The sequence below is a fragment of the Corynebacterium sp. HMSC056E09 genome (assembly GCF_001813425.1).
In the GTDB taxonomy this organism is placed as follows: domain Bacteria; phylum Actinomycetota; class Actinomycetes; order Mycobacteriales; family Mycobacteriaceae; genus Corynebacterium; species Corynebacterium hesseae.
Window position 1 is genome coordinate 46,022 of sequence record NZ_KV812525.1, and the last position, 20,484, is coordinate 66,505.

The window sequence follows — 20,484 nt, forward strand, 5'->3', positions numbered from 1 at the left end:
GAAACTCTATTTGGCCGTCTTGCGGGAGACGTTGAGCTCGGTCTTATTCACGTCATCCGCGGCGAGCGGGTCAACCGGCGCCTCGGTGCCGAGGTTGTGGCCCTCGGTCGTGCGGAAGGACGGAGTGAAGTCCTTAGCTGCTGCAACAAGTGCATCCTTGGACTCGTCGGTCAGAGCGGTGCCGCCCTGGATCTGCTCGAACACCTGCGGGGTTGCAGAGTTGAGGTGATCGTGCAGCTCCTTCTCGAAGCGGCGTACGTCCTCGACGGGAACGACGTCGAAGATGCCCTGGTCTGCGAGGAAGATGGATACCATCTGGTACTCGACAGGCTGCGGGGAGGACTCGGCCTGCTTGAGCAGCTCGACGAGGCGCTCACCGCGCTCCAGCTGAGCCTTGGAGGCCGGATCCAGGTCGGATGCGAAGGCCGCGAAGGCCTGCAGGTCACGGTAGGCAGCCAGCTCAAGACGCAGGTTACCGGCAACCTTCTTCATACCCTTGGTCTGTGCAGCACCACCAACACGGGAGACGGACACACCGACGTTAATTGCCGGACGGACGCCCTGGTTGAACAGGTCGGACTCCAGGAAGACCTGGCCGTCGGTAATAGAAATAACGTTGGTCGGAATGAAGGCGGAGACGTCGTTCGCCTTGGTCTCAATGATCGGCAGTGCGGTCATGGAACCTGCACCCATGTCGTCGGAGAGCTTCGCAGCGCGCTCCAGCAGACGGGAGTGGAGGTAGAAGACGTCGCCCGGGTAAGCCTCGCGGCCCGGCGGACGGCGCAGAAGAAGGGAAATCGCACGGTAGGCCTCAGCCTGCTTGGTCAGATCATCGTAAATGATCAGGACGTGGTTGCCCTGGTACATCCAGTGCTGACCCAGAGCTGCACCGGAGAACGGTGCCAGCCACTTGAAGCCGGCGGCGTCGGATGCCGGAGCAGCCACGATGGTGGTGTACTCCAGAGCGCCGTGCTGCTCCAGGGTGTGGCGCACACCAGCGATGGTGGAGCCCTTCTGGCCGATGGCGACGTAGATGCAGCGGACCTGCTTGTTCTTGTCGCCAGATTCCCAGTTAGCCTTCTGGTTCAGGATGGTGTCGATACAGACAGCGGTCTTACCCGTCTTACGGTCACCAATGATCAACTGACGCTGACCGCGACCAATCGGGGTCATCGCGTCAATAGCCTTGATGCCGGTCTGCATCGGCTCTTCCACCGGCTGACGCTGCAGCACGGACGGTGCCTGCAGCTCGAGGACGCGGTCCTCTTCAGCGGTGATCGGGCCCATGCCGTCGATCGGCTGGCCCAGGGGGTTAATTACGCGGCCGAGGAATTCCTCGCCCACAGGGATGGAGAGAACCTCGCCGGTCCTCTTGACCTCGTCGCCTTCTTTAAGCGACTCGAAGTTGCCCAAGACCACGACACCGATGGAGTTGGTGTCAAGGTTCTGTGCGACGCCAATCACGCCGCCGGGGAACTCGAGCAGCTCATTCGCCATGACGGACGGCAGGCCCGAAACCTGCGCAATACCGTCAGCTGCCGAAATGACCACGCCGACCTCCTCACGGGAGGCCTCCGCGGAGTAGCTCGAGGTGTAGTTCGCAATCGCGCTACGGATCTCGTCGGAGGAGATCGTCAGCTCCGCCATGTTCTTCCTGCTCTCGGTAGTATCTTCCAGCAATTACTTAATCGTTTCTGTCGTTTCGGCTTATGCCATCTGCGCACGAAGGCGAGCAATCTTGCCTGCCGTCGAGCCATCGATGACTTCGTCGCCGACGCGGATGGTCATACCACCGAGGAGGCTGGTGTCAACCTCAGAGTGGATGGACATCGCACGACCATAAATTTTGCCCAGCTTTTCAGCGAGTGCTGCCCGCTGGCTATCGTTCAGCTCACCCGCGGTGGTCACTCGCGCGATGGTACGGCCCTGCAGCTTGGCTGCGGTGTCCGCCAAACCGGCGAGATCATCAATCGGGTTCTGCTCCGGGCGGCCAATGGCCTGCAGCGCGAGCGCCTCAGTAACCATCGTGACCTTGCCGTAGAGCACGCTTGCCAGCAGCCCGACCTTACGATCGGACGTAGCAGTACGGTCTGAAAGCAGCTGGGTCAGTTCGCCTTCGCGGTCAAGCACGCGCGACAGGGAGAAGAGCTCGTCTTCCACCTGGCCCAGCTTGCCCTCAAACTCAGCGCCACGCAGCAGTGCGCGGCGGCCGAGGATGATGAGGCCACGGGCGATATCACGCGGCGTCGACCACTGTGCGGCGGCGGCCTCCTGCAGCACTTGGAGTGCAACCGGGGTGACCTTTCCGCCGAAAAGGGTCTGGGCCAGGGACTTGCGCTCCTCGGAGGTAGCGGCGTCGTCGGTCAGCGCGACACGCAGTTCGCGGTCACCGTCGAGGACGCGGACAACCTCGAAGAGGTCCTGGCCTGCCTGGGTAGCAGTCGCCACCGAGCGGTCGCCGGAGAGGAACTCATCCAGCTTGGACTCAACGGTAGCGAGTGCTTCGCGGCTAGCTGCCTTCATCGTTGCCTACTTTCCGGCCGGTGCCACAGTGTCGAGCTCGGACAGGAAGTTATCAATCGTGGAGGACTGCTTGGTGGCGTCCGAAAGTTCGCCGCCGAGCAGCTTCTCTGCCAGGTTGATGGAGTTCTGTCCGATGTCGGAACGCAGCTCAGACACGACCTGTGCACGAGAAGCTTCAAGCTGCTTCTCGCCGGCGGTCAGGATGCGACGAGACTCTTCCTCTGCAGCTTCCTTAGCCTCTGCCTCGATCAGCTTGCCGCGCTCGCGCGCCTGCTCGCGGATCTCCGCAGCCTCTGCTCGAGCGTCAGCGAGCTGAGCATTGTACTTTTCTAGAGCGGCCTTTGCTTCGGCCTGCTGAGCCTCCGCACGCTTAAGGCCACCTTCGATCCGGTCTTCACGCTCCTGCAGCATCTTGTTGTATGCCGGAAGAACAAGCTTCCAGAACACAATCAGGATGATGGCGAACGGAATGATCGACCAGACCAAGTCGTACATCTTGGGCAGAAGGATGGAGTTGCCGCTCTCCAGCGGCAGGTGCTCACTTCCCTCTGCTGCAAGGCAGTAAATGACGTTGTTCATGGGGCTCCGTTCTTAAAGTTCGATTTACTTTGTGTAAAGCGCTCTTTAGAACAGGAAGCCTGCAACGAGGCCGATAAGTGCCAGGGCCTCAACGAAGGCGATACCCAGGAACATGGTGGTACGCAGCTGGCCGGCCATCTCCGGCTGGCGAGCCATGCCCTCGACGGTCTTGCCGACGAGGATACCGATGCCCAGACCCGGGCCGATGGTTGCGATGCCGTAGCCGATAGCGCCGAGGCCCTTGAGGGTGGACTCGTCAGCAGCCTGAGCAAGAATGATTTCGTTCATGATGAAAGTCGTTCCCTTTCAATGTTTTCCCGCGAATTGTTCCGCGGGGGAAGTGGTGATTTCTGGGGTATTTAGTTAACCGCGAGGTTCGCGTTGTTGTTAGTGCGAATCTGCATGCAGCGACAGTTCGATGTATACCGCCGTCAGCAGGGCGAAAATGTATGCCTGCAGGAAGATGACGATAATTTCGTACAGCGTGAACAGAACCGCTGCGACCAGAGTGAGGCCACTCAGTGCGGTCCAACCGTTGAACTGGAAGAAGAAGAAGTTCGTTGCCGAGTACAACAGGACCAAAATGAGGTGGCCAGCCAGGAAGTTCGCCATAAGACGAAGAGCCAGCGTGACTGGACGCATGACAAACGTAGAGAAAGCCTCAATCGGTACAACAAGCACGTGCAGCAACGGCGGAAGGTTAGGGATAACCACCGAGGACTTGACGAACTTGCCGAAGCCAAAGCGCTTTGCGCCGGCGTAAATCATGGCGATGTACGCAACGACTGCCAGCACGATTGGCATACCAATACGAGCATTCGGAGAGATGTTTAGGGCTGGAACAATAGTTGCTACGTTCCAGAACAAAACACCGAAGAAGATCGTGGCCAGGATCGGAAGGAAACGACGTCCTTCCTTACGGCCCAAAATGTCTTCTGCGATGTGAATTCGTACGAAGTCAATCGCATGCTCCGCTACGTTCTGCAATCCTTTAGGAACCAGCTTCGGGTTCCTGAAGGCGACAACAAAAAGGAGCACCAAGATAGCCGCCATAAACAGGCGGACCAGCATGATGCGATCCAAAGCGAACCAACCGTTGGCGAAATCGGCGAAAAGAAGATCGACAACTCCACCATCTTCGGTTACGTGCCCCGGGAAAAATTCTGGATCCAGTTCGGGTGCGTGAAACTCACCCTTCATGGCCAATGTCGTAACGCTCAGCGTTCTCTCCCGTGTTCGGGCCACACAGCTTGTCGAAGGCTATGTGGTGCGATGGACGTCTCAAGCTCTTTGCCCTGCTCACGGACTCCGTCGCACATCAGCGTAAACAGGGCAAGGATAAACCGTACTTTTTCGGGATAGCATGACGCTAACCCGCGGTAACCCGAAGAGAATGCTATCAGTTCGCCCTCAAGTTTTCGCACGTGGGGGCAGCGTTGTGAACCTAAAGGCACAGCCCAGCGCCGTGCGGCCGCATAAAACGCCCACATTCTGCCAAAACCCTACTAAGTGTATTTGGTCACACACCCGCGTTTTCCCACCTTGACGGGGGTAATGAGCGCCCGAAGCGGCGTCATTTCGCTACACAAAAAGCCACCCTCCCGGGGTCACCGGGAGCAGTGGCTCACTGAAAAAGGTCGAGAAAGGCTAAGACACGTAGGTCACGTTGGAGGTGACCACACCCCATACCTCAGTTCCCAACGTCACCGCCAGCGCCAGGAGGACGGTGACGAAGAGAGCCATCGTGTCGTAGAACTCTAGGTCCTTGATCAGCAACAACACCATGATGAGGATGACGACCTTAAGCAACCAGCCACCTAGGACCACAGCCATCGTCGTCGAGGGTGTCGTGCGTGCGGTAATAAGCACCGAGGCCGCGGTAAAGAGCACGAAGCCGCCGCCGATGGCCGCGCCGACGAGTACTCCCCAAATTCCGGGCACTCCGCGAACGCCACCCCAGATGGACAGGGACGCGATGGTTACGACGATAAGGCCGATGACCCCGAGGCGCAGGGCGCGCTTCAGGGGGCGACGATGATCGTCGTAGGGCGAAAGCTCTTCGGAGGTCGTTGAATCAGTCACAGCCCCATACCCTACCTCAGGAAGGATCAGTTTCCAGCACCACACTGGTAGCCCGCGGCCGACGCCCAATCTTGCCCTGGCGCAGCGGAATCAGGGTCACGCCGAAGGCCACGCCAAGCGCGAGAACCGCCAACGCCACGGCCGCAGGGGCCGGAACGATTGAAAAGGAGACGGCCCCAAACGCCACCGCGGAGACCCACAGGTAGAGCACCAGCACGGTGCGGCGGTGTGTATGCCCCAGCGACAGCAGCCGGTGGTGAATGTGTGCCTTATCGGCAGCGAAAGGTGAGCGCCCCTGCGATACGCGGCGAATAACAGCCCAGACAAGGTCCAGGACTGGAATAAAGACCGCGGCGACCACGACGATGACGGGTGACATCAACGCCACAATATCCACGGTGCCGTACAAAGACATGTTGATCTTGCCGGAGGCGGAAGTCGACGCAGCCGCAAGGAGCAAACCAATCAGCATCGCACCGCTATCCCCCATGAAGATGCGGGAGGGCTCAAAGTTGTGAGGGAGGAACCCGGCACACACGCCAACAAGAGCGGCAGCGATAATCGCCGGCGGATACGCGGACACCGCACCGCCCTGGTCGTGCAGCACTGTCAGCGAGAAAACCAAGATGGCGCCGCCGGCGATCATGCCCAGCCCGGCCGCCAAACCGTCGAGACCGTCGACGAAGTTGATGGCATTGATAAGCAGGACCGTAAAGAACGTAGTCAAGAGTGTCCCCTGGACCTGGTCCAAGATGACCGTAGTTCCATCACCAAAAGGCAAGAAGAGAAGCGTCCATGTCAGCCCCAATCCGCTCATGATGGCCGCGGCCACGAGCTGACCGATGAGCTTGACCAGAGCGCTCAGCTCCACCAAGTCATCCACCACACCCACGAGGACGATGGCTGCGGCTGACCACAGCACAGCATTCATCTCAGGCGTGACGGGCATAAAGCCGCGAGTCAAGGCTGGAAGCTGGCCTGCGAGATAGACGGCGGCCGCAAAACCCGTGAACATCGCCACCCCGCCGAGCTGCGGTGTTGGCTGGGAGTGACTATCGCGCAGGCGAATCTCCGCCACCTGTCCGCTGCGCACTAAGAAGGTACGCACCAGTCCGGTGGTGAGGTAGGTAAACGCCGCCGCGACAAAGATCACCAACGCTAGCTCGCGCAGCGGCACTCCGGTTCCAGCCACTGATGTCTCCTTAAGAGGATTGGGCGCTCGGGCGGGTGCGCAAGGACTCTGCGGATACTCCGATGACCTCTCCGATCTGCTCAGCGCTCAATGCGCCTTCGCGCAAAAGATAAGGGCGGGAGCCAGACAGATCGATAATGGTGGAAGGCTTGCCTACCTCGGCCTCTCCCCCGTCGAGGTAGACGGTGACGGCCTTACCCAGCTGCTGCTTGGCGGCAATCGCCGTGGTGGGTGGGGTTTGGCCCGAGATATTCGCGGAGGACACCGCCATGGGACCGACCTCACGCAAAAGCTCGATGGCGATGGGATGCAGCGGCATGCGCAGCATCACCGTGCCGCGGGTATCGCCCAAGTTCCAGGGAAGCGAAGGCGCCTGCGGGACGACGATGGATAGTCCGCCCGGCCAGAAGGCCTCGATCAGCGTTTGCGCGGTATCATCCAACGACGCTACGAGACCTTTGACGGTATCCCAGGAGCCCACGAGCACCGGTACCGGCATGTCTGGGCCGCGGTGCTTGGTGGCCAGCAGGCTAGCCACGGCATCGTTATCAAAGGCATCGCAGCCCAGCCCGTAGAGCGTATCGGTGGGCATCACCACAAGCCGCCCCGACTTGGCTGCCTTGACGGCAAAAGCCATTCCTTCTTCGCGCTCGGCGGCATCCGCACAGTTATAAATCTGTCCCTGCATTGGTCTCTCCTTTAATCCCGTTCCTGTCGGCTTGTCGACCAATCTTCGACCAATCTACTGTACTCCCCGCTGTGCCGTGACAAAGCGGGCGGTGCCAGTGAGATCCTTGAGCACCTCGATGCGGCTAAACCCTCCATGCGCGCGCAGGGCTTCCTGCACCTGTTGGGAGGTGTCGTCGTCGTGCTCGATGCCCACGCGGCCACCGGGGCGAAGCAGCGCAGCGATGGTCGGGATCATCGCGGTGATGGTTTCCATGCCATCTACTCCCCCGAACACTGCCTCGTGAGGATCCTGGTAGACCTCCGGTTCCAGGTCCGGGGTCTCCGGTACGTATGGCGGATTCGTCAGCACGAGGTCAACGGTGCCGTGCAGCTCCGACAAGAGGTCCGCCTCGGTGACATCCCCTTGGACCACGTGTACGGTTCCCGCCCCGCCGTGCACTGCGGTCGCGGCGTTGCGGCGGGTGTAGGCCAGGGAGGCGTCGGCAAGCTCTACTGCCCACACCTCAGCCTGTGGCACGTAGTGTGCGACGTAGAGCCCGAGCGCACCGGACCCAGCGCACAAGTCCACGACGCGGGGAGGCTGCGAGTTAAATTCCTTCGACTCCAACGAGTTAAGTTTCCTAAGAAACTTAACTCCCCAGTCGGCAAGCACCTCCGTCTCCGGGCGCGGGATGAACACGCCGGGGCCCACCTCGAGTTCGAGGGGTCCAAACCACGCCACTCCCAGGATGTGTTGAAGGGGCTCGCGCGCTTCACGACGCCCCACCAACGCCCCGTATGCCACGTCAAAGCCGGGGACCGGAGCCTCGTTAAGCGGGATATCCATGTGCCCGCAGTGAATGAGGTGGGCCGCCAACAGCCGCGCATCCCACTCGGGTGAAGGTACCCCGGCAGCGCGAAGGCGCTCCGTGGCATCACGAAGCGCCTCCTTATAGGTGTGAAAAGTCACCGCTAATAACCGTGCCTTGGCCTTCTATCCCTCGGCCTCGAGGCGCTCGGCGCGCTCCTGGGCCTGCAGGGCCTCGATGAGGTCGTGCATGTCGCCGTTGAGAACGGAGTCGAGGTTATTTGCCTTGTAGCCGATGCGGTGATCGGTAATGCGGTTCTCCGGCCAGTTATAGGTGCGGATGCGCTCAGAGCGGTCCATGGTGCGCACCTGGGATGCACGCTGCTCGCCGGCCTCGGCCTCGCGTGCCTCGCGCTCCATTTGATCCAGGCGGGCTTGCAGCACCTGCAGGGCGCGCGCCTTGTTCTGGATCTGGGAGCGCTCCTTCTGACAGGTCACCACCAGGCCCGTGGGCAGGTGGGTAATGCGCACGGCGGAGTCGGTGGTGTTCACGCCCTGGCCGCCCTTACCGGAGGAACGGTAGACGTCAACGCGGATGTCCTTGTCATCGATGTTGACTGCTTCGACTTCTTCCGGCTCCGGGTAGACCAGCACACCGGCTGCGGAGGTCTGGATGCGGCCCTGGGACTCGGTCACCGGAACGCGCTGCACGCGGTGGACGCCGCCCTCAAACTTGAACACGCTCCACGCGCCATCACGAGACGGGGTCTTGGATTTGAAGGAGATGGACATGTCTTTGACGCCACCGAGGTCGGACTCGTTGAGGCCCAGGACCTCCCACTGGAAGCCGGCCTTGTCGGCGAAGCGCTCGTACATGCGGGCTAGGTCGCCAGCGAAAAGTGCTGCCTCTTCGCCGCCGGCACCGGCCTTGATCTCCATGATGATGTCCTCAGAGTCCTGCTCATCGCGCGGAGCAAGCAGATCCGCGAGCTTCTCCTCCAGTTCCACGACGAGCGGTTCGAGGCGCTCAACCTCGGGCTGGAACTCGTGGTCCTCATAGGCCATCTCTTTGGCGTCGGCCAGGTCTTGGCGGGCCTGGACAAGTTCATCGTTGACAGCAACGATGGGGCGCAGTTCAGCGTAGCGCTTGGACAGCTTGCGGAACTGCTTCTGATCTCCGGCTACGTCCGGGTCAGCCATCTGCATCTCGATGCCCTGGTACTCGGAGACGATGTCATCAACGAGGGAAACCTGGTTCGACATTATTTGTAGTCCTCCTCATCCATATCTGCCGCCATGGGCGCAGACGAGGCCACCTGCATGAGGAATTCGCCGTTGGAGCGGGTCTTCTTGAGCTGCTTGATCAGCAAATCGATGGCAGCAAAGGAATCCAGGCCGGAAAGGATGCGGCGCAGCTTGGTCATGATGCGCGCCTCCTCCGGAACCAGGAGGAGTTCGTCCTTGCGGGTGCCGGACGGGTTGACGTCCACGGCCGGGAAGATGCGGCGCTCGGAGATGGCGCGGTCGAGCTTGAGCTCGGCGTTGCCGGTGCCCTTGAATTCCTCGAAGATGACCGTGTCACCGGTGGAGCCGGTTTCCACCATCGCGGTGGCGATGATGGTCAGCGAGCCACCGTTTTCGATGTTGCGGGCAGCACCCAAGAAGCGCTTCGGCGGGTACAGGGCGTTGGAGTCGACACCACCGGACAGGATGCGACCGGAAGCCGGGGAGGAGTTGTTGTAGGCGCGGCCCAGGCGGGTGATGGAATCAAGGAGGACGACGACGTCCTTGCCCTGCTCCACCAAGCGCTTGGCGCGCTCGATGGCCAGCTCCGCCACGGAGGTGTGCTCTGACGGCGGGCGGTCAAAGGTGGAGGCGATGACCTCACCGTTGACGCTGCGCTGCATGTCCGTGACCTCTTCGGGGCGCTCGTCCACGAGGACCACCATGAGGTAGCACTCCGGGTTGTTCGTGGCGATGGCGTTGGCGATGTTTTGCAGGATCGTCGTCTTACCGGCCTTCGGCGGGGAGACGATCAGCGCGCGCTGGCCCTTACCAATCGGCATGATGAGGTCGATGACGCGGGTGGTGAGGATCTTCGGGTCCGTCTCCAAGCGCAGGCGCTGGTTCGGGTAAAGCGGGGTGAGCTTGGAGAAGTCCGGGCGGTCCTTCGCAGTCGACGGATCCAGTCCGTTGACGGTGTCGACCTCCACCAGCTGGTTGTACTTGCGGCGGTTGCGGCCGTTGCCGTGGGTGTGGGTCGGGCCAGAAACCTTGACCTTGCCGGTCAGCGCGTCGCCGGAGCGCAGCCCCAGGCGGCGCACAAGGTTGTTGTTAACAAAGACATCGGAGCTGGCCGCGCGGTAGCCGGTGGTGCGCAGGAAGGCCACGTTGTTGTCCACGACCTCCAGGATGCCGCCGACTACCTGTACTTCATCGCCCTCGCGGATCTGCAGATCGTTGCCGCCATTGCCGCCACCATCACGGTCACGCCCGCGGCGGTTACGGCGGTTGCGGCGGTTGCGGCGGCCGCCACCATTGTTGTCATCGTCGTTGCGGTGGTTGTCGCGGCGGTTATTGTTGTGGCCGCCACCGTTGCCGCCATTGCCGCGATCGCCGTTATCGGAGTTGTTTCCACCGCGGGACTGGTTGTCCTCGGATTTGCCGTTATTGTCCTCGGCACCGTTGTTGTTCCCATTGCCGTTACCCTTGGCCTCTTCGCGGGCCTCGCGCTCCTGGCGGCGGGCGCGGTTGCGGCGGGCGCGGCGAGCCTGGGAGCGGGACTCGTAACGGTGCTCGTCGTTACCGTCGTTGTGCTCGGACTTATCAGCCTTGTCAGATTTGGCAGCTTCATCATTCTGCTGCTTCGGCTGGTCCTGCTTGCGCTTCTTATCCTGCTCCGGCTGCTCGGACTCCTGGTCAGCGGCGCCGGCAGGGCGAGAAGCCTTGCGGGTAGCGCGGCGCGGCTGTTCGTCCTTCTTGGGCTCCGCTTGGGCAGCGGCCTTCGCGCCGCGTGCTGGCACCTGGCCGGTGGTCAGTGCGGTGATGAGATCCCCCTTGCGCAGTCCGGAGACGCCGCGAAGTCCGCGCTCCGCAGCCAGCTTGCGCAATTCCGGCAGCTTCAGGGACGCGAGATCCTGTGCTGCGGTCTTGTCCGTATCGCTCACGGATATCCTTTCGTCGCTTCACCAACGCGCGCCGTCTATTCAGCCGCACCCGCACTGTGCGTGGTGCCGCTCCACGTGGGCGTTGGAAGCCAGTGTGTAATTGAGATGGTCCGCCGCCACCAGCGAGTTCACGCAACCGCGATCCCCGTGGGCGGTGGTTTTCTTTGGCTCTCCCCCCTCTCCGGCCCTGCGGAGCAGAACGTGAAGAACTCCTTGCAGAACTCCGAAAAGAACTCAAGGAAGCGGCCGCGGGTCAATCGCGGGGAGATATTTTAAGAAGGCGACTGCGAGCGTATCTCTACCCTCTCATTGCCGCGCGCACCGTTGGACTGCCATGAGTTTTTCACCGCAGGTGTGCGCACCGTGGAGGGAGCTCGGAGGTGCGAGGAAGGCTTTCCCCGCCAGTCGCGAATAACTATACCGCATCCATCCACCGCGCTCACACTGACACGGCTAAAGTGGTGCGCATGCTCTCCACAATGCAGGATATCCCGCTGTCCCTCACCCGCATCCTGGAGTACGGCTCCTCCGTCCACAGCCAAACCCAGGTAGTCACGTGGCACAGCGCCAATCCCGGCAACGAACGCGAAGAGACGACCTTCGCCGATATCGGTGCACGCGCCGCCGCTTTCGCCCACGCCCTGCATGACACGCTCGGCATCACCGGTGATGAACGCGTGGGCTCCCTGATGTGGAATTGCGCAGAGCACCTCGAAGTACTTTTTGGCACTGCCTGCAAGGGAGCGGTGTTTACGCCGCTCAACAAGCAGCTCATGAATGATCAGATCCGGCACATCATCAACCACGCCGAGGTTCGCGTCATCGTCGCAGATGCCCGGTTAGCGGAGCAGCTCGCGCGCGTATTGGACGGCGTGGAGTGCGTGCGCGCGGTGGTATTCACGGGCGTCGACAAGCCCAGCATTGCCCTGCCGGACAACGTTGAGGTGTATAGCTACGAACAGCTTCTGGATGGGCGCTCCACCGTCTACAACTGGCCGGTGTTGGATGAGCACACCGCTGCCGCCCTGTGCTACTCCACTGGCACCACCGGCGCGCCGAAAGGTGTGCTCTACTCGCACCGCGCCCTGTTTTTGGAAGGGATGCAGTTGCGCTCTTCCGACTCCCTGTGCGTGACCCATGGTGAGACCTTCTTGTGCTGCATCCCTATCTATCACGTGTTGAGCTGGGGCGTTCCCTTTGCGGCGTGGATGACGGGCACGCCGCTGGTGCTTCCCGACGCCGACGTCTCCCCCGCTACCCTGGCCAAAATCATCGCCGCCACCTCCCCGCGCGTGGCGCATGGCGTGCCCACCATTTGGATTCAGCTCTTCGTGCACTACCTCAAGAATCCGCCGGAGCGCATGACGCTGACGGAGATTTTCGCCGGCGGATCGCCCGTCCCGCCGCAGCTCATCAAGAGCTGGGAGGAGCGCTATGGCGTGGACGTGGTTCACGTGTGGGGCATGGCGGAAACCACCACGGTGGGTACCGTGGCGCGCCCGCCCTCAGGCGCCTCGGGTGAGGCCCGGTGGGCCTACCGCATTTCCCAGGGGCGCTTTCCTTCCTCCCTGGAATACCGGGTGGTCAATGACGGCCACGTGGTCAACACCACGGACCGTAATGCCGGCGAGATCCAGGTGCGCGGCAACCTGGTGACCGGCTCCTACTATCACTCACCCACCTCAGAGGACGGCGGCGCCGCCCACGAATTCCGCGGGAAGGACGTCGAAGATGCGGCCTCCAAGTTCACGGCCGATGGCTGGCTGCGCACTGGTGACGTCGGATTCGTCAACGAGGATGGCTTCCTCACCGTGGAGGATCGCGCGCGCGATGTCATCCGGTCCGGCGGCGAGTGGATCTACTCCGTTCAGTTGGAAAACCTCATCATGGCCAACCCGGTGGTGCTCGAATGCGCCGTCATTGGCTACCCCGACAAGCAGTGGGTCGAGCGCCCGCTGGCCGTCACCGTGCTCGCCGCGGATATCAGCCCCACGATTGAGACCGCCGAGCGCCTGCGTGACGGGATGCGCTCCGAGCTGCCCTCCTGGATGTTGCCGGAGTACTGGACCTTCGTAAAGTCCATCGACAAGACCTCGGTGGGCAAGTTCGACAAAAAGGATCTTCGTGCCCATCTTGCCGAGGGCGCCTATAACATCATCCGGCTGAAGGGCCCGGGCGAGGCGCAGCGCCTCAATACCGAAGAGGGCTCACCGCAATAAAGGGGCCGAGCGACTATAGATCTGCTATTACTCCGGCTAAAGTGTGGTTAATGTCTGATCGCGTCTTTCTGCCTACGCCCTCCCCGCGCGGTTCCACCCGCGGCGGTGCCGACGCAACGCCTCCGGACCTGCCGCCTGCATTAAGCGATGGTCGCCGCGACTTGCTCGACCGTTATGGACGCCAAGCGCGCGACCTTCGAGTCTCGCTGACCGATCGCTGCAACCTCCGCTGTACGTATTGCATGCCCGCCGAGGGCCTCGAGTGGATGCCCACTGCACAGACGCTCAGCGACGACGAGACCATCCGCCTCATCAGGATTGCCGTAACCCATTTGGGCATCCGCCAGGTGCGCTTTACCGGCGGCGAACCTTTGCTGCGCAAGTCGCTAGAGAAGATTATCGCCGCCACCACACAGCTACGCACAGACGAAAAGTTGGCCCCCGCCACCGCACTGACGACCAATGGCTTGGGACTCCCCCGCCGCCTGGACGATCTCATTGAGGCGGGGCTGGACCGCGTCAATATCTCCCTAGACACCATTGATCCTGAGCTTTACGCCCGCCTCACCCGGCGCGACAGGCTCGGCGATGTCTTCGCCGCCATCGAAGCCGCCACAACCGCCCACCGCGAAGGGCGTCTGGGCACGGTCAAAGTTAATGCCGTAGTTATGCCCGGAGTAAATGAAGAGGACATCGTCCCCTTGGCACGCTACTGCCTCGAGCGAGGCGCGCAGCTGCGCTTCATCGAGCAGATGCCGCTGGGCCCACGCGAAGAATGGGATCGCTCCCGGATGGTGACCGCGGAGGATATCTTGGCTCGTTTGGGTGAAGAATTCGAGTTCACACCTGTGCAGGGTCCCCGCGGCTCAGCCCCCGCCGCGCTGTGGAACGCACAATCGCGCGATGGCTTAATACCGGTAGGCCGAATCGGCGTCATCGCATCCGTGACAAGGCCTTTCTGCGGCAATTGCGACCGCACGCGACTCACCGCGGACGGCGCTGTACGTAATTGCTTATTTGGAAACTCAGAGACGTCCTTGCGGGACTTGTTGCGCAGCGGCGCTAGCGACGCGGAACTCGCCGCCGCGTGGGCGGGCGAAATGTGGAAGAAGCTGCCGGGCCATGGTGTGGATGATGAAGGATTTCTCCAGCCCGATCGCCCGATGTCCGCCATCGGCGGCTAGATTGGGTGCAATGACAAGCACTGGGACTGACTTAAGCATCGAGGAGTATTTCGACCGCCTCCACGCATTGGTTCGCGCCCTGCCTGCGGAACGCGCTCCCCTTGTACAAGGCCGCGTTCTGGCCGAGCCACTCTTCGCCCGTCTTCCCCTCCCGCCGCAGGATAATTCGGCGATGGACGGCTTCCTTGTCCCAACTCCGGCGTCACCTGATGACTTAACCACCCCATTCACGCTGCCTGTTATAGGTGATGTCCCAGCAGGCTCACCCGCCCAGGTCCCGCGTCCTGGGACCGCGGTGCGAATCATGACTGGCGGGGAGGTTCCGGAGGGTTTTGATGGCCTGGTCATACCAGTAGAAAACACCGATGTGTCCCCGGGGCCCGGACCTGTGCCTGAAACCGTCACGGTGCACCACCTGCCCGACCGTAACCATATACGGCGGCGCGGCTCCCACATCGACGCCGGCCACCAACTCGCCGGTTCTGCCACGCTTGTCGACGCCCCCCTTATCGCCGCCGCCCTCTCCTCCGGTGTTGACAGCGCCGTGGTTCACCGCATCCCACGAGTGACCATCATTGCCACGGGTGAGGAGCTGATCAACGGCCAGCTTTCCGATTCGAATGGGCCCATGCTTGAAGCCCTTATTTCTTCCACCGCTCTCTGCGAGATCACCCGCACGGTCTGTGGAGATTCCCCCATTGAGCTACGCCGTCGCTTCAACGCGGCCGTTGCGGATTCCGATCTCATTGTCACCACCGGCGGTGTCTCGGCCGGCGCCTTTGACGTAGTCCGCGCCGTGATTGAGGATGCCGTGGAACGCGATTCTTACTGGTTCGGCCACGTCAACCAACGGCCCGGCGCGCCTCAGGGCCATGCGCTCTGGGACGGTATCCCCGTGGTGTGTTTGCCGGGCAACCCGGTGGCGGCGTTTGTCTCCGCACACCTCTACCTCACCCAACTGCTGCGCTCTCTGCGCGGACTGCCCCGCCCCATGGGTGTCAAGGACCGGCCGTGCCTCACGGCCGTCGCCGGTGCGGACTTCCCCGAACCTCACCACCCGCTCATTCAGCCGTGCTCCATCACCATGGCGGAATCCATTACTGCAAGCCCACCGCCGGGTCCGCGTATGCGCAGCCACCACGTTGCCGCCCTTCCGGGCACACACGGCTTTGCGCTGCTGACGAGTCCGGTCGCCGCCGGCGAGCAGCTTACCGTCTACCCCTACTAGCTTCACAATCCACCTCCACATCCCCCACCCCTCCGATGCTGCCAAAGATCGCGCATCTGAACACCCAGATCGGTCCACTCTTCGTCAGCTAGGCTAGGTCCACGCTAGGAAAGGATCCCTGTTTAGACATGAAGTTCACTCACCTCAACGACGCCGGCTCCGCCTATATGGTGGACGTCACCGAAAAGCAGCCCACGGTACGCACCGCTACCGCCCAAGGCGAGGTCGCGTGCTCACCAGAAGTTCTCACCGCGCTGCGGGAGGGAACCGTGCCTAAGGGGGACGTGCTTGCGGTTGCGCGTGTGGCTGGCATCGCGGCGGCCAAGAAGGTTCCCGATCTCCTTCCGTTGGCCCACACCATTGGGGTGCATGGCTGTGCGGTGGACATTGAGCTGCGTGAAGACCACGTCTTCATCGAAGCCACAGTGCGCACCGCTGACCGCACCGGTGTGGAAATGGAGGCGCTCACCGCGGTGAACATCGCCGCCTTGGCGGTCATTGACATGGTCAAAGGCGTCGACCGCTCCGCCTATATCCGGCGCTGCGGCATCACCGCGAAGTCCGGGGGCCGCTCCGGTGATTGGTCCCGCGAGCTGCCCGGAACGAAAGGTTAAGCAAAGTGCCAGGTGTCATTGTTTTGGCCGGCGGGCGCGGCCAGCGCATGGGAGGCGTGGACAAGGCTAGCGTGAGGCTTGCCGGTGAACGCCTCATCGACCGGCTACTGCGCCAGCTTCCTTATGGCGCGCCGGTAGCGGTTGTCTCGCCCTATCGTTTGGGCATGCCCCAGGTGTGCGAAAGCCCCCTCTTCGGCGGGCCAGCTGCAGGTATCGCCGCGGGCCACGCCGCACTGGCTGGTGACGCGAGGACTACCACAGCAATCTTTGCCGTCGATGCCCCGGATTCCCCGCAGGTACTGCCCGCCCTCCACAAGTCTCTGGCTAGCTCGGGCGCGGATGTCGCTGTGGCTACCCTCGACGGGAGCCTACAACCGCTGTGTGCGCTGTGGCGCACTAAGGCCCTCACCCGCGCGCTGGAGGAGCTCGGAGATCCACGCAACAAGCCGGCCATGCACTTACTGAGGCTCGCGGGCACCATCGCCGAGGTCGAGGCAACGCACGCAGTACGCGATATCGACACCTTGGACGAATTACGTCTACGGCGCGAGCGCCTTGCTACTCAACGATAATCTGGCCGTGCTGGCCCTTCTCCGCGTTCGTCATGAGGTGGTTGACAAAAGAGTAGGTGCCCGGCTCGTTGAAGGTCATCTCCACGAATCCGCCCTGGGCAGGTAGAAGGTCGAGCGCCTGGGATCCGGAATCCTTCGCGCCCTTAATCAGGTAGGCGCCTTCCTTGTACACGGTGTCGAATTGCTCGCCCACGACGTGGAAGCTCAACGGCAGATCCGGGCCGAGGTTGACCACCCAGATGCGCACGGTATCGCCCACCTTGGCGCGCAGCGGAGCAACATCATACTGGTTGGGATAGTAATTGAAGGCCGTGAGGTCATAGTCGCCGTCGCTGACGCGCTGCGCGTTAGCGCCCTCAGCTTCCTTACCCGCAGAGGCTAGAAAGACCTCGTTCGCCGTCATGACGTACTCCGCATCGACGTCTGCCAGCGCGTCCTCCCCGCGAGGATCGATGATGACCGCTCCCGCCATGCCGTTGGCAATGTGCAGGCTCATCGGCATGGTCGAGCAGTGATACATCCAGATACCCGCCCTATGTGCCACGAATTCATAGGTCAGCGATTCACCCGGCTGGATCGTCTTCATGTTCTCATCCGGGTTGACCTCACCCGCGTGAAAGTCCACCGAGTGCCCCATCGAGCCCTCGTTTTTGATGGTGATGCGGAATCTATCCCCCACCTTGCCGCGCAAGGTCGGCCCGGGTGCTTGCCCGTTGAAAAGCCACCGGGTTTGGCGCACGCCTGGGGCAACCTCGACTTCTTCCTCGGTCATCACCCACGTTTCCTCATGGAGGTCCCCTTCGGCGGGGGCAAGGGAGGCATCAAAAGCCTTAAAGTTCTCGCGGGCTGCCATGCGCTCGGCAGCCGAGGGTACCGTCGCCGGGGCACCTGCGGAGCCCGTGCTTGCCGACGCCCCCGCGTGATCATTTTCGCCGGAGGCTGACTCCCCGACGTTAACCATGAACGTCATGCCCTGCATCTTGTGCCCGGCGATCGTGCAATAGCCCTCCACGGACTCCTCGATGATTCCAGCATCGAGCTGCACCGTCTCGCCCGGTTCCACCCGGCCCGTCTCCTCGCGCCCAATCTTCAGGTCATGAACTTGGTCACCGGTGTTGGTGAAATTCACTACGAGGTGGCTGCCCGCTGCCACGTTAATGGAGGACGGGACAAAAGCCATGCCGTCCACGGAGACGTCAACAGTCACGGCGTCGGCGGATGCCACCGTAGCTGGGTCCTGCTTGCCTGTGGTCGAGTTGAACACAGCCAGTCCAATGACAGCGAGGAGCGCGACGATGATGATGAGCCAGGACGCCCACTTCTTTTCGGAATGCTCCTTCTTAACGGGCACGCTTGACATGAACTTCTCCTTGAGATGATGCGACGGCCCATGCCAGGGCCGCACTATTGGCGATGAGTCCAAGCCCCATCATGATAAGCCCGACCACAGACACACCGGCAATGCCGAGGAGGCTGAGCACACCGCCCACGTTAATGAGCGCCACGCGCAGGAACCCAGCAACATGCCCGTGCGCGGGACGGGCCGCACCCGCCAGGATGGGCAGCATGTGATGGAGCACCCCGGTGACCAGCTGCAGCAGGCCGGCGCCAAGAAACACCGGCATGAGCAGTAACGTCACCGCGCGTGGGTAGGCCCCTGCGATGGTGGCTGCGGCGTCACCAGCGCAGAGAGCCACCATCCACACCAGCCCCGCCATCGCGGACACACTAGCCGTGGTCTTCTCGCCACCAAGCGCGCCGGCCAGCACTGGCTGGATGATGAGCACGGCAGCAAGCACGGTGAGCAGCTGCGCCATGCCGGCGGCGCGGGTGAGCCCGGAGGCGTCGGCAAGCATGGCCACCCCCAGCCCCACGCAATGCACGGTCAAAGCCCGGCTGCACCGCGCCCGCGCAACCGCTGAGATTGGGGTTCGGGTCAACGTGGGCAACAGCGTGATGACCGTGCCCAGGATGGTAAGCAGGCCGAAGCCCCACACCATCCCGCGTGAGTGCGCGGCCACCAACAGCGAGTAATTCCCTACCCCGTGCGCAGCCAGAATGACCAGTAGCACCGAGAACACCATGAAGCAGGCCGCCGCCAGATAAAAAGGCACGGTCACGGCGAAAGAACCAGACAAAGAGCCCCGGAGCGTGGTCCACAGCGCCCACAGGTGCCACGCAACGGCAACGATGACCAGTGCGGAGCCGCTATCTGAGAGCACGCCCCAGTCATAGCCCGCGCGATCAACAAGGAGAAGAACCAGCCCCACCTGAACCAGGCCTACCCGCGCGCCCACCCCGCGGAAACCGGCGGCCGGAGTGCGGGTGAGCGCCTCCGTGAAGTGGGTACTGAATACGAGGATCGCGGTGGTCAGCGCGCCGAGGGTAAATGGGTGGATGAGGTCCCACCACACGACGGGTGCTCCCCAAAAACTTGCCACGGTGATTCCCACGCCGACCGTGATCCAGAGCGCGACGAGACTAAAGGCAAGGGTGTGCCAGCGCCGGCGCGAAGCCAGGGAGACATCACGCAGAGACATATCTGACATACTTATTTGCACGGATATAATCGTAGTAAATTAGTTGCACGGGCAGCAACGCCCGCCGCCCTAGAACTCGAAAGGAATCCATCAATGAACTTGCCGCTTGTCGACACTTCCAAGGGCCGCGACATTCCCACCCTTAACGCGTCCGAAATCCCTCATGCAGTGCGCCACGGCGCCATCCATGGAGCCCTGGGCACCCTCAACGTGGGCGAATCCATGATTCTCATTGCTCCACACGACCCGCTTCCGTTGCTCACAGAGGTGGACCAGCGCGAAGAATCCTTCGACCGTGAATACCTCAAGAAGGAACCAAAGGAAGTTCACATTAAATTCACGCGAACCGCGTAGAGGAGCCGTAAGGTACTAAGCATGCGCCTTCTCAAAATTGCTGTCCCCGCTCTCGCCGCCGCACTGACTATCGCCGGCTGCACCTCCAGCTCCGATGAACCGTTGCAGGTTTTCGCCGCGTCCTCCACGCGCGTGCTTAATGACGACCTCTCCGGCGCAGCCGAAACCCCGCTGGCGTTTAACAACGGCGGCTCGTCCGCCCTAGTTCAGCAAATCAATGAAGGCGCTCCCGCGGATCTGCTCCTCACGGCTTCCCGGGAGACCATGGATGATGCGACTGCTCAGGGCACCGTCGACACCCCCGTGACCCTAGCCAGCAACGTTATGGTCATGGTGGTGCCGAAGGGCAATCCCTTGGGACTGCGCTCCGCAGCCGACCTGGATCCCTCGGCACGCCTCGTGCTCTGCGACCCAAGCGTGCCCTGCGGTGCCATCTCTACGCGCATCATGGAGGCCAACGGCTGGGACCTGCACGCTTCCTCCTTGGAGGGACAGGTAGCTGACGTCCTGGGTAAGGTCGCCTCCGGTGAGGCGGACGCCGGGTGGGTCTATTCCACCGATGCCGCCGCTAGCGAGGACGTCGAGGCCATCCCGCTGGACCACGCGGAAGACTTCCGTAACGAGATCATGGGCGCGGTGGTAACTGATTCACCCCGACACGACGAAGCCCAGGATGTCCTCAACCTCCTCGATTCGGATTTTGACAGCACCTGGGAACAATACGGTTTCACCCCGGTGGACTAAGTGTCACGC

General features: G+C 62.1%; 20 protein-coding genes. 7 read left to right on the plus strand and 13 right to left on the minus strand.

Annotated elements, in window-relative coordinates; all coding sequences use genetic code 11:
* Positions 1-6: 6 nt before the first annotated feature.
* From atpA to rho, 11 genes are all read right to left on the minus strand, one after another.
* On the minus strand, positions 7-1,647 hold the full coding sequence (gene atpA / locus HMPREF2912_RS11860; protein ID WP_070443812.1) for a F0F1 ATP synthase subunit alpha: 1,641 nt from the start codon (positions 1,645-1,647) through the stop codon (positions 7-9).
* A 60-nt stretch (positions 1,648-1,707) separates the two neighbouring features.
* Positions 1,708-2,523 (minus strand): F0F1 ATP synthase subunit delta, encoded by an 816-nt coding sequence (locus HMPREF2912_RS11865; protein ID WP_070563259.1) that lies wholly within the window; start codon positions 2,521-2,523, stop codon positions 1,708-1,710.
* Positions 2,524-2,529: 6 nt separating this feature from the next.
* Positions 2,530-3,102, minus strand: a complete 573-nt coding sequence (locus HMPREF2912_RS11870) for a F0F1 ATP synthase subunit B (RefSeq protein WP_070597072.1) — start codon at positions 3,100-3,102, stop codon at positions 2,530-2,532.
* A 45-nt stretch (positions 3,103-3,147) separates the two neighbouring features.
* Positions 3,148-3,390 (minus strand): ATP synthase F0 subunit C, encoded by a 243-nt coding sequence (locus HMPREF2912_RS11875; RefSeq protein WP_010187073.1) that lies wholly within the window; start codon positions 3,388-3,390, stop codon positions 3,148-3,150.
* 99 nt (positions 3,391-3,489) lie between these two features.
* On the minus strand, positions 3,490-4,302 hold the full coding sequence (gene atpB / locus HMPREF2912_RS11880; protein ID WP_070525178.1) for a F0F1 ATP synthase subunit A: 813 nt from the start codon (positions 4,300-4,302) through the stop codon (positions 3,490-3,492).
* A gap of 447 nt (positions 4,303-4,749) precedes the next feature.
* Positions 4,750-5,184 (minus strand): Cg1360 family ATP-synthase-associated protein, encoded by a 435-nt coding sequence (locus HMPREF2912_RS11885; protein ID WP_070525176.1) that lies wholly within the window; start codon positions 5,182-5,184, stop codon positions 4,750-4,752.
* 16 nt (positions 5,185-5,200) lie between these two features.
* Positions 5,201-6,376 (minus strand): MraY family glycosyltransferase, encoded by a 1,176-nt coding sequence (locus tag HMPREF2912_RS11890; RefSeq protein ID WP_070525174.1) that lies wholly within the window; start codon positions 6,374-6,376, stop codon positions 5,201-5,203.
* 10 nt (positions 6,377-6,386) lie between these two features.
* The gene (locus HMPREF2912_RS11895) at positions 6,387-7,064 is read right to left on the minus strand and encodes an L-threonylcarbamoyladenylate synthase (protein WP_070624892.1); all 678 of its coding nucleotides are present in this window, start codon (positions 7,062-7,064) and stop codon (positions 6,387-6,389) included.
* Between the two features lie 54 nt (positions 7,065-7,118).
* Entirely contained in the window at positions 7,119-8,015 is an 897-nt protein-coding gene (prmC, locus tag HMPREF2912_RS11900; RefSeq protein WP_070684304.1) for a peptide chain release factor N(5)-glutamine methyltransferase, read from the minus strand.
* Positions 8,016-8,039: 24 nt separating this feature from the next.
* Positions 8,040-9,116 (minus strand): peptide chain release factor 1, encoded by a 1,077-nt coding sequence (gene prfA / locus HMPREF2912_RS11905; protein WP_046648926.1) that lies wholly within the window; start codon positions 9,114-9,116, stop codon positions 8,040-8,042.
* Positions 9,116-11,020, minus strand: a complete 1,905-nt coding sequence (rho, locus tag HMPREF2912_RS11910) for a transcription termination factor Rho (protein ID WP_070525168.1) — start codon at positions 11,018-11,020, stop codon at positions 9,116-9,118. The genes prfA and rho overlap by 1 nt, the downstream gene beginning before the upstream one ends.
* Positions 11,021-11,487: 467 nt before the next feature.
* On the opposite strand from rho, the gene HMPREF2912_RS11915 reads away from it, so the two are divergent.
* The 5 genes from HMPREF2912_RS11915 to HMPREF2912_RS11935 all read left to right on the plus strand — a co-directional run bounded on the left by HMPREF2912_RS11915 (position 11,488) and on the right by HMPREF2912_RS11935 (position 16,837).
* Complete coding sequence (locus HMPREF2912_RS11915; protein ID WP_070525166.1) at positions 11,488-13,239, plus strand: long-chain fatty-acid--CoA ligase; 1,752 nt, start codon at positions 11,488-11,490, stop codon at positions 13,237-13,239.
* Positions 13,240-13,289: 50 nt separating this feature from the next.
* Complete coding sequence (gene moaA / locus HMPREF2912_RS11920; protein WP_070684306.1) at positions 13,290-14,423, plus strand: GTP 3',8-cyclase MoaA; 1,134 nt, start codon at positions 13,290-13,292, stop codon at positions 14,421-14,423.
* A 10-nt stretch (positions 14,424-14,433) separates the two neighbouring features.
* Complete coding sequence (locus tag HMPREF2912_RS11925; protein ID WP_070684308.1) at positions 14,434-15,651, plus strand: molybdopterin molybdotransferase MoeA; 1,218 nt, start codon at positions 14,434-14,436, stop codon at positions 15,649-15,651.
* A 128-nt stretch (positions 15,652-15,779) separates the two neighbouring features.
* Positions 15,780-16,265 carry a cyclic pyranopterin monophosphate synthase MoaC gene (gene moaC / locus HMPREF2912_RS11930; protein ID WP_070563029.1) on the plus strand — a complete coding sequence of 162 codons (486 nt, stop codon included), beginning with the start codon at positions 15,780-15,782 and terminating at the stop codon, positions 16,263-16,265.
* A 5-nt stretch (positions 16,266-16,270) separates the two neighbouring features.
* The gene (locus HMPREF2912_RS11935) at positions 16,271-16,837 is read left to right on the plus strand and encodes a molybdenum cofactor guanylyltransferase (protein ID WP_070563026.1); all 567 of its coding nucleotides are present in this window, start codon (positions 16,271-16,273) and stop codon (positions 16,835-16,837) included.
* Here HMPREF2912_RS11935 and HMPREF2912_RS11940 read toward each other — a convergent pair.
* Positions 16,824-18,197 carry a multicopper oxidase domain-containing protein gene (locus tag HMPREF2912_RS11940; protein WP_070563023.1) on the minus strand — a complete coding sequence of 458 codons (1,374 nt, stop codon included), beginning with the start codon at positions 18,195-18,197 and terminating at the stop codon, positions 16,824-16,826. The two genes, HMPREF2912_RS11935 and HMPREF2912_RS11940, sit on opposite strands and share 14 nt — an antisense overlap.
* Positions 18,178-19,377: a beta-carotene 15,15'-monooxygenase gene (locus HMPREF2912_RS11945; RefSeq protein ID WP_070563019.1), complete on the minus strand. Its 1,200-nt coding sequence runs from the start codon at positions 19,375-19,377 to the stop codon at positions 18,178-18,180. The genes HMPREF2912_RS11940 and HMPREF2912_RS11945 overlap by 20 nt, the downstream gene beginning before the upstream one ends.
* A 93-nt stretch (positions 19,378-19,470) precedes the next feature.
* Here HMPREF2912_RS11945 and HMPREF2912_RS11950 point away from each other — a divergent pair, with 93 nt between their 5' ends.
* Both HMPREF2912_RS11950 and modA read left to right on the plus strand, forming a co-directional pair.
* Positions 19,471-19,731: a DUF2249 domain-containing protein gene (locus HMPREF2912_RS11950; RefSeq protein WP_070563016.1), complete on the plus strand. Its 261-nt coding sequence runs from the start codon at positions 19,471-19,473 to the stop codon at positions 19,729-19,731.
* Positions 19,732-19,752: 21 nt separating this feature from the next.
* A complete protein-coding gene (gene modA, locus HMPREF2912_RS11955) occupies positions 19,753-20,475 on the plus strand; it encodes a molybdate ABC transporter substrate-binding protein (RefSeq protein WP_070684311.1) in 723 nt (240 codons plus the stop codon).
* The last annotated feature ends 9 nt before the right edge of the window (positions 20,476-20,484 follow it).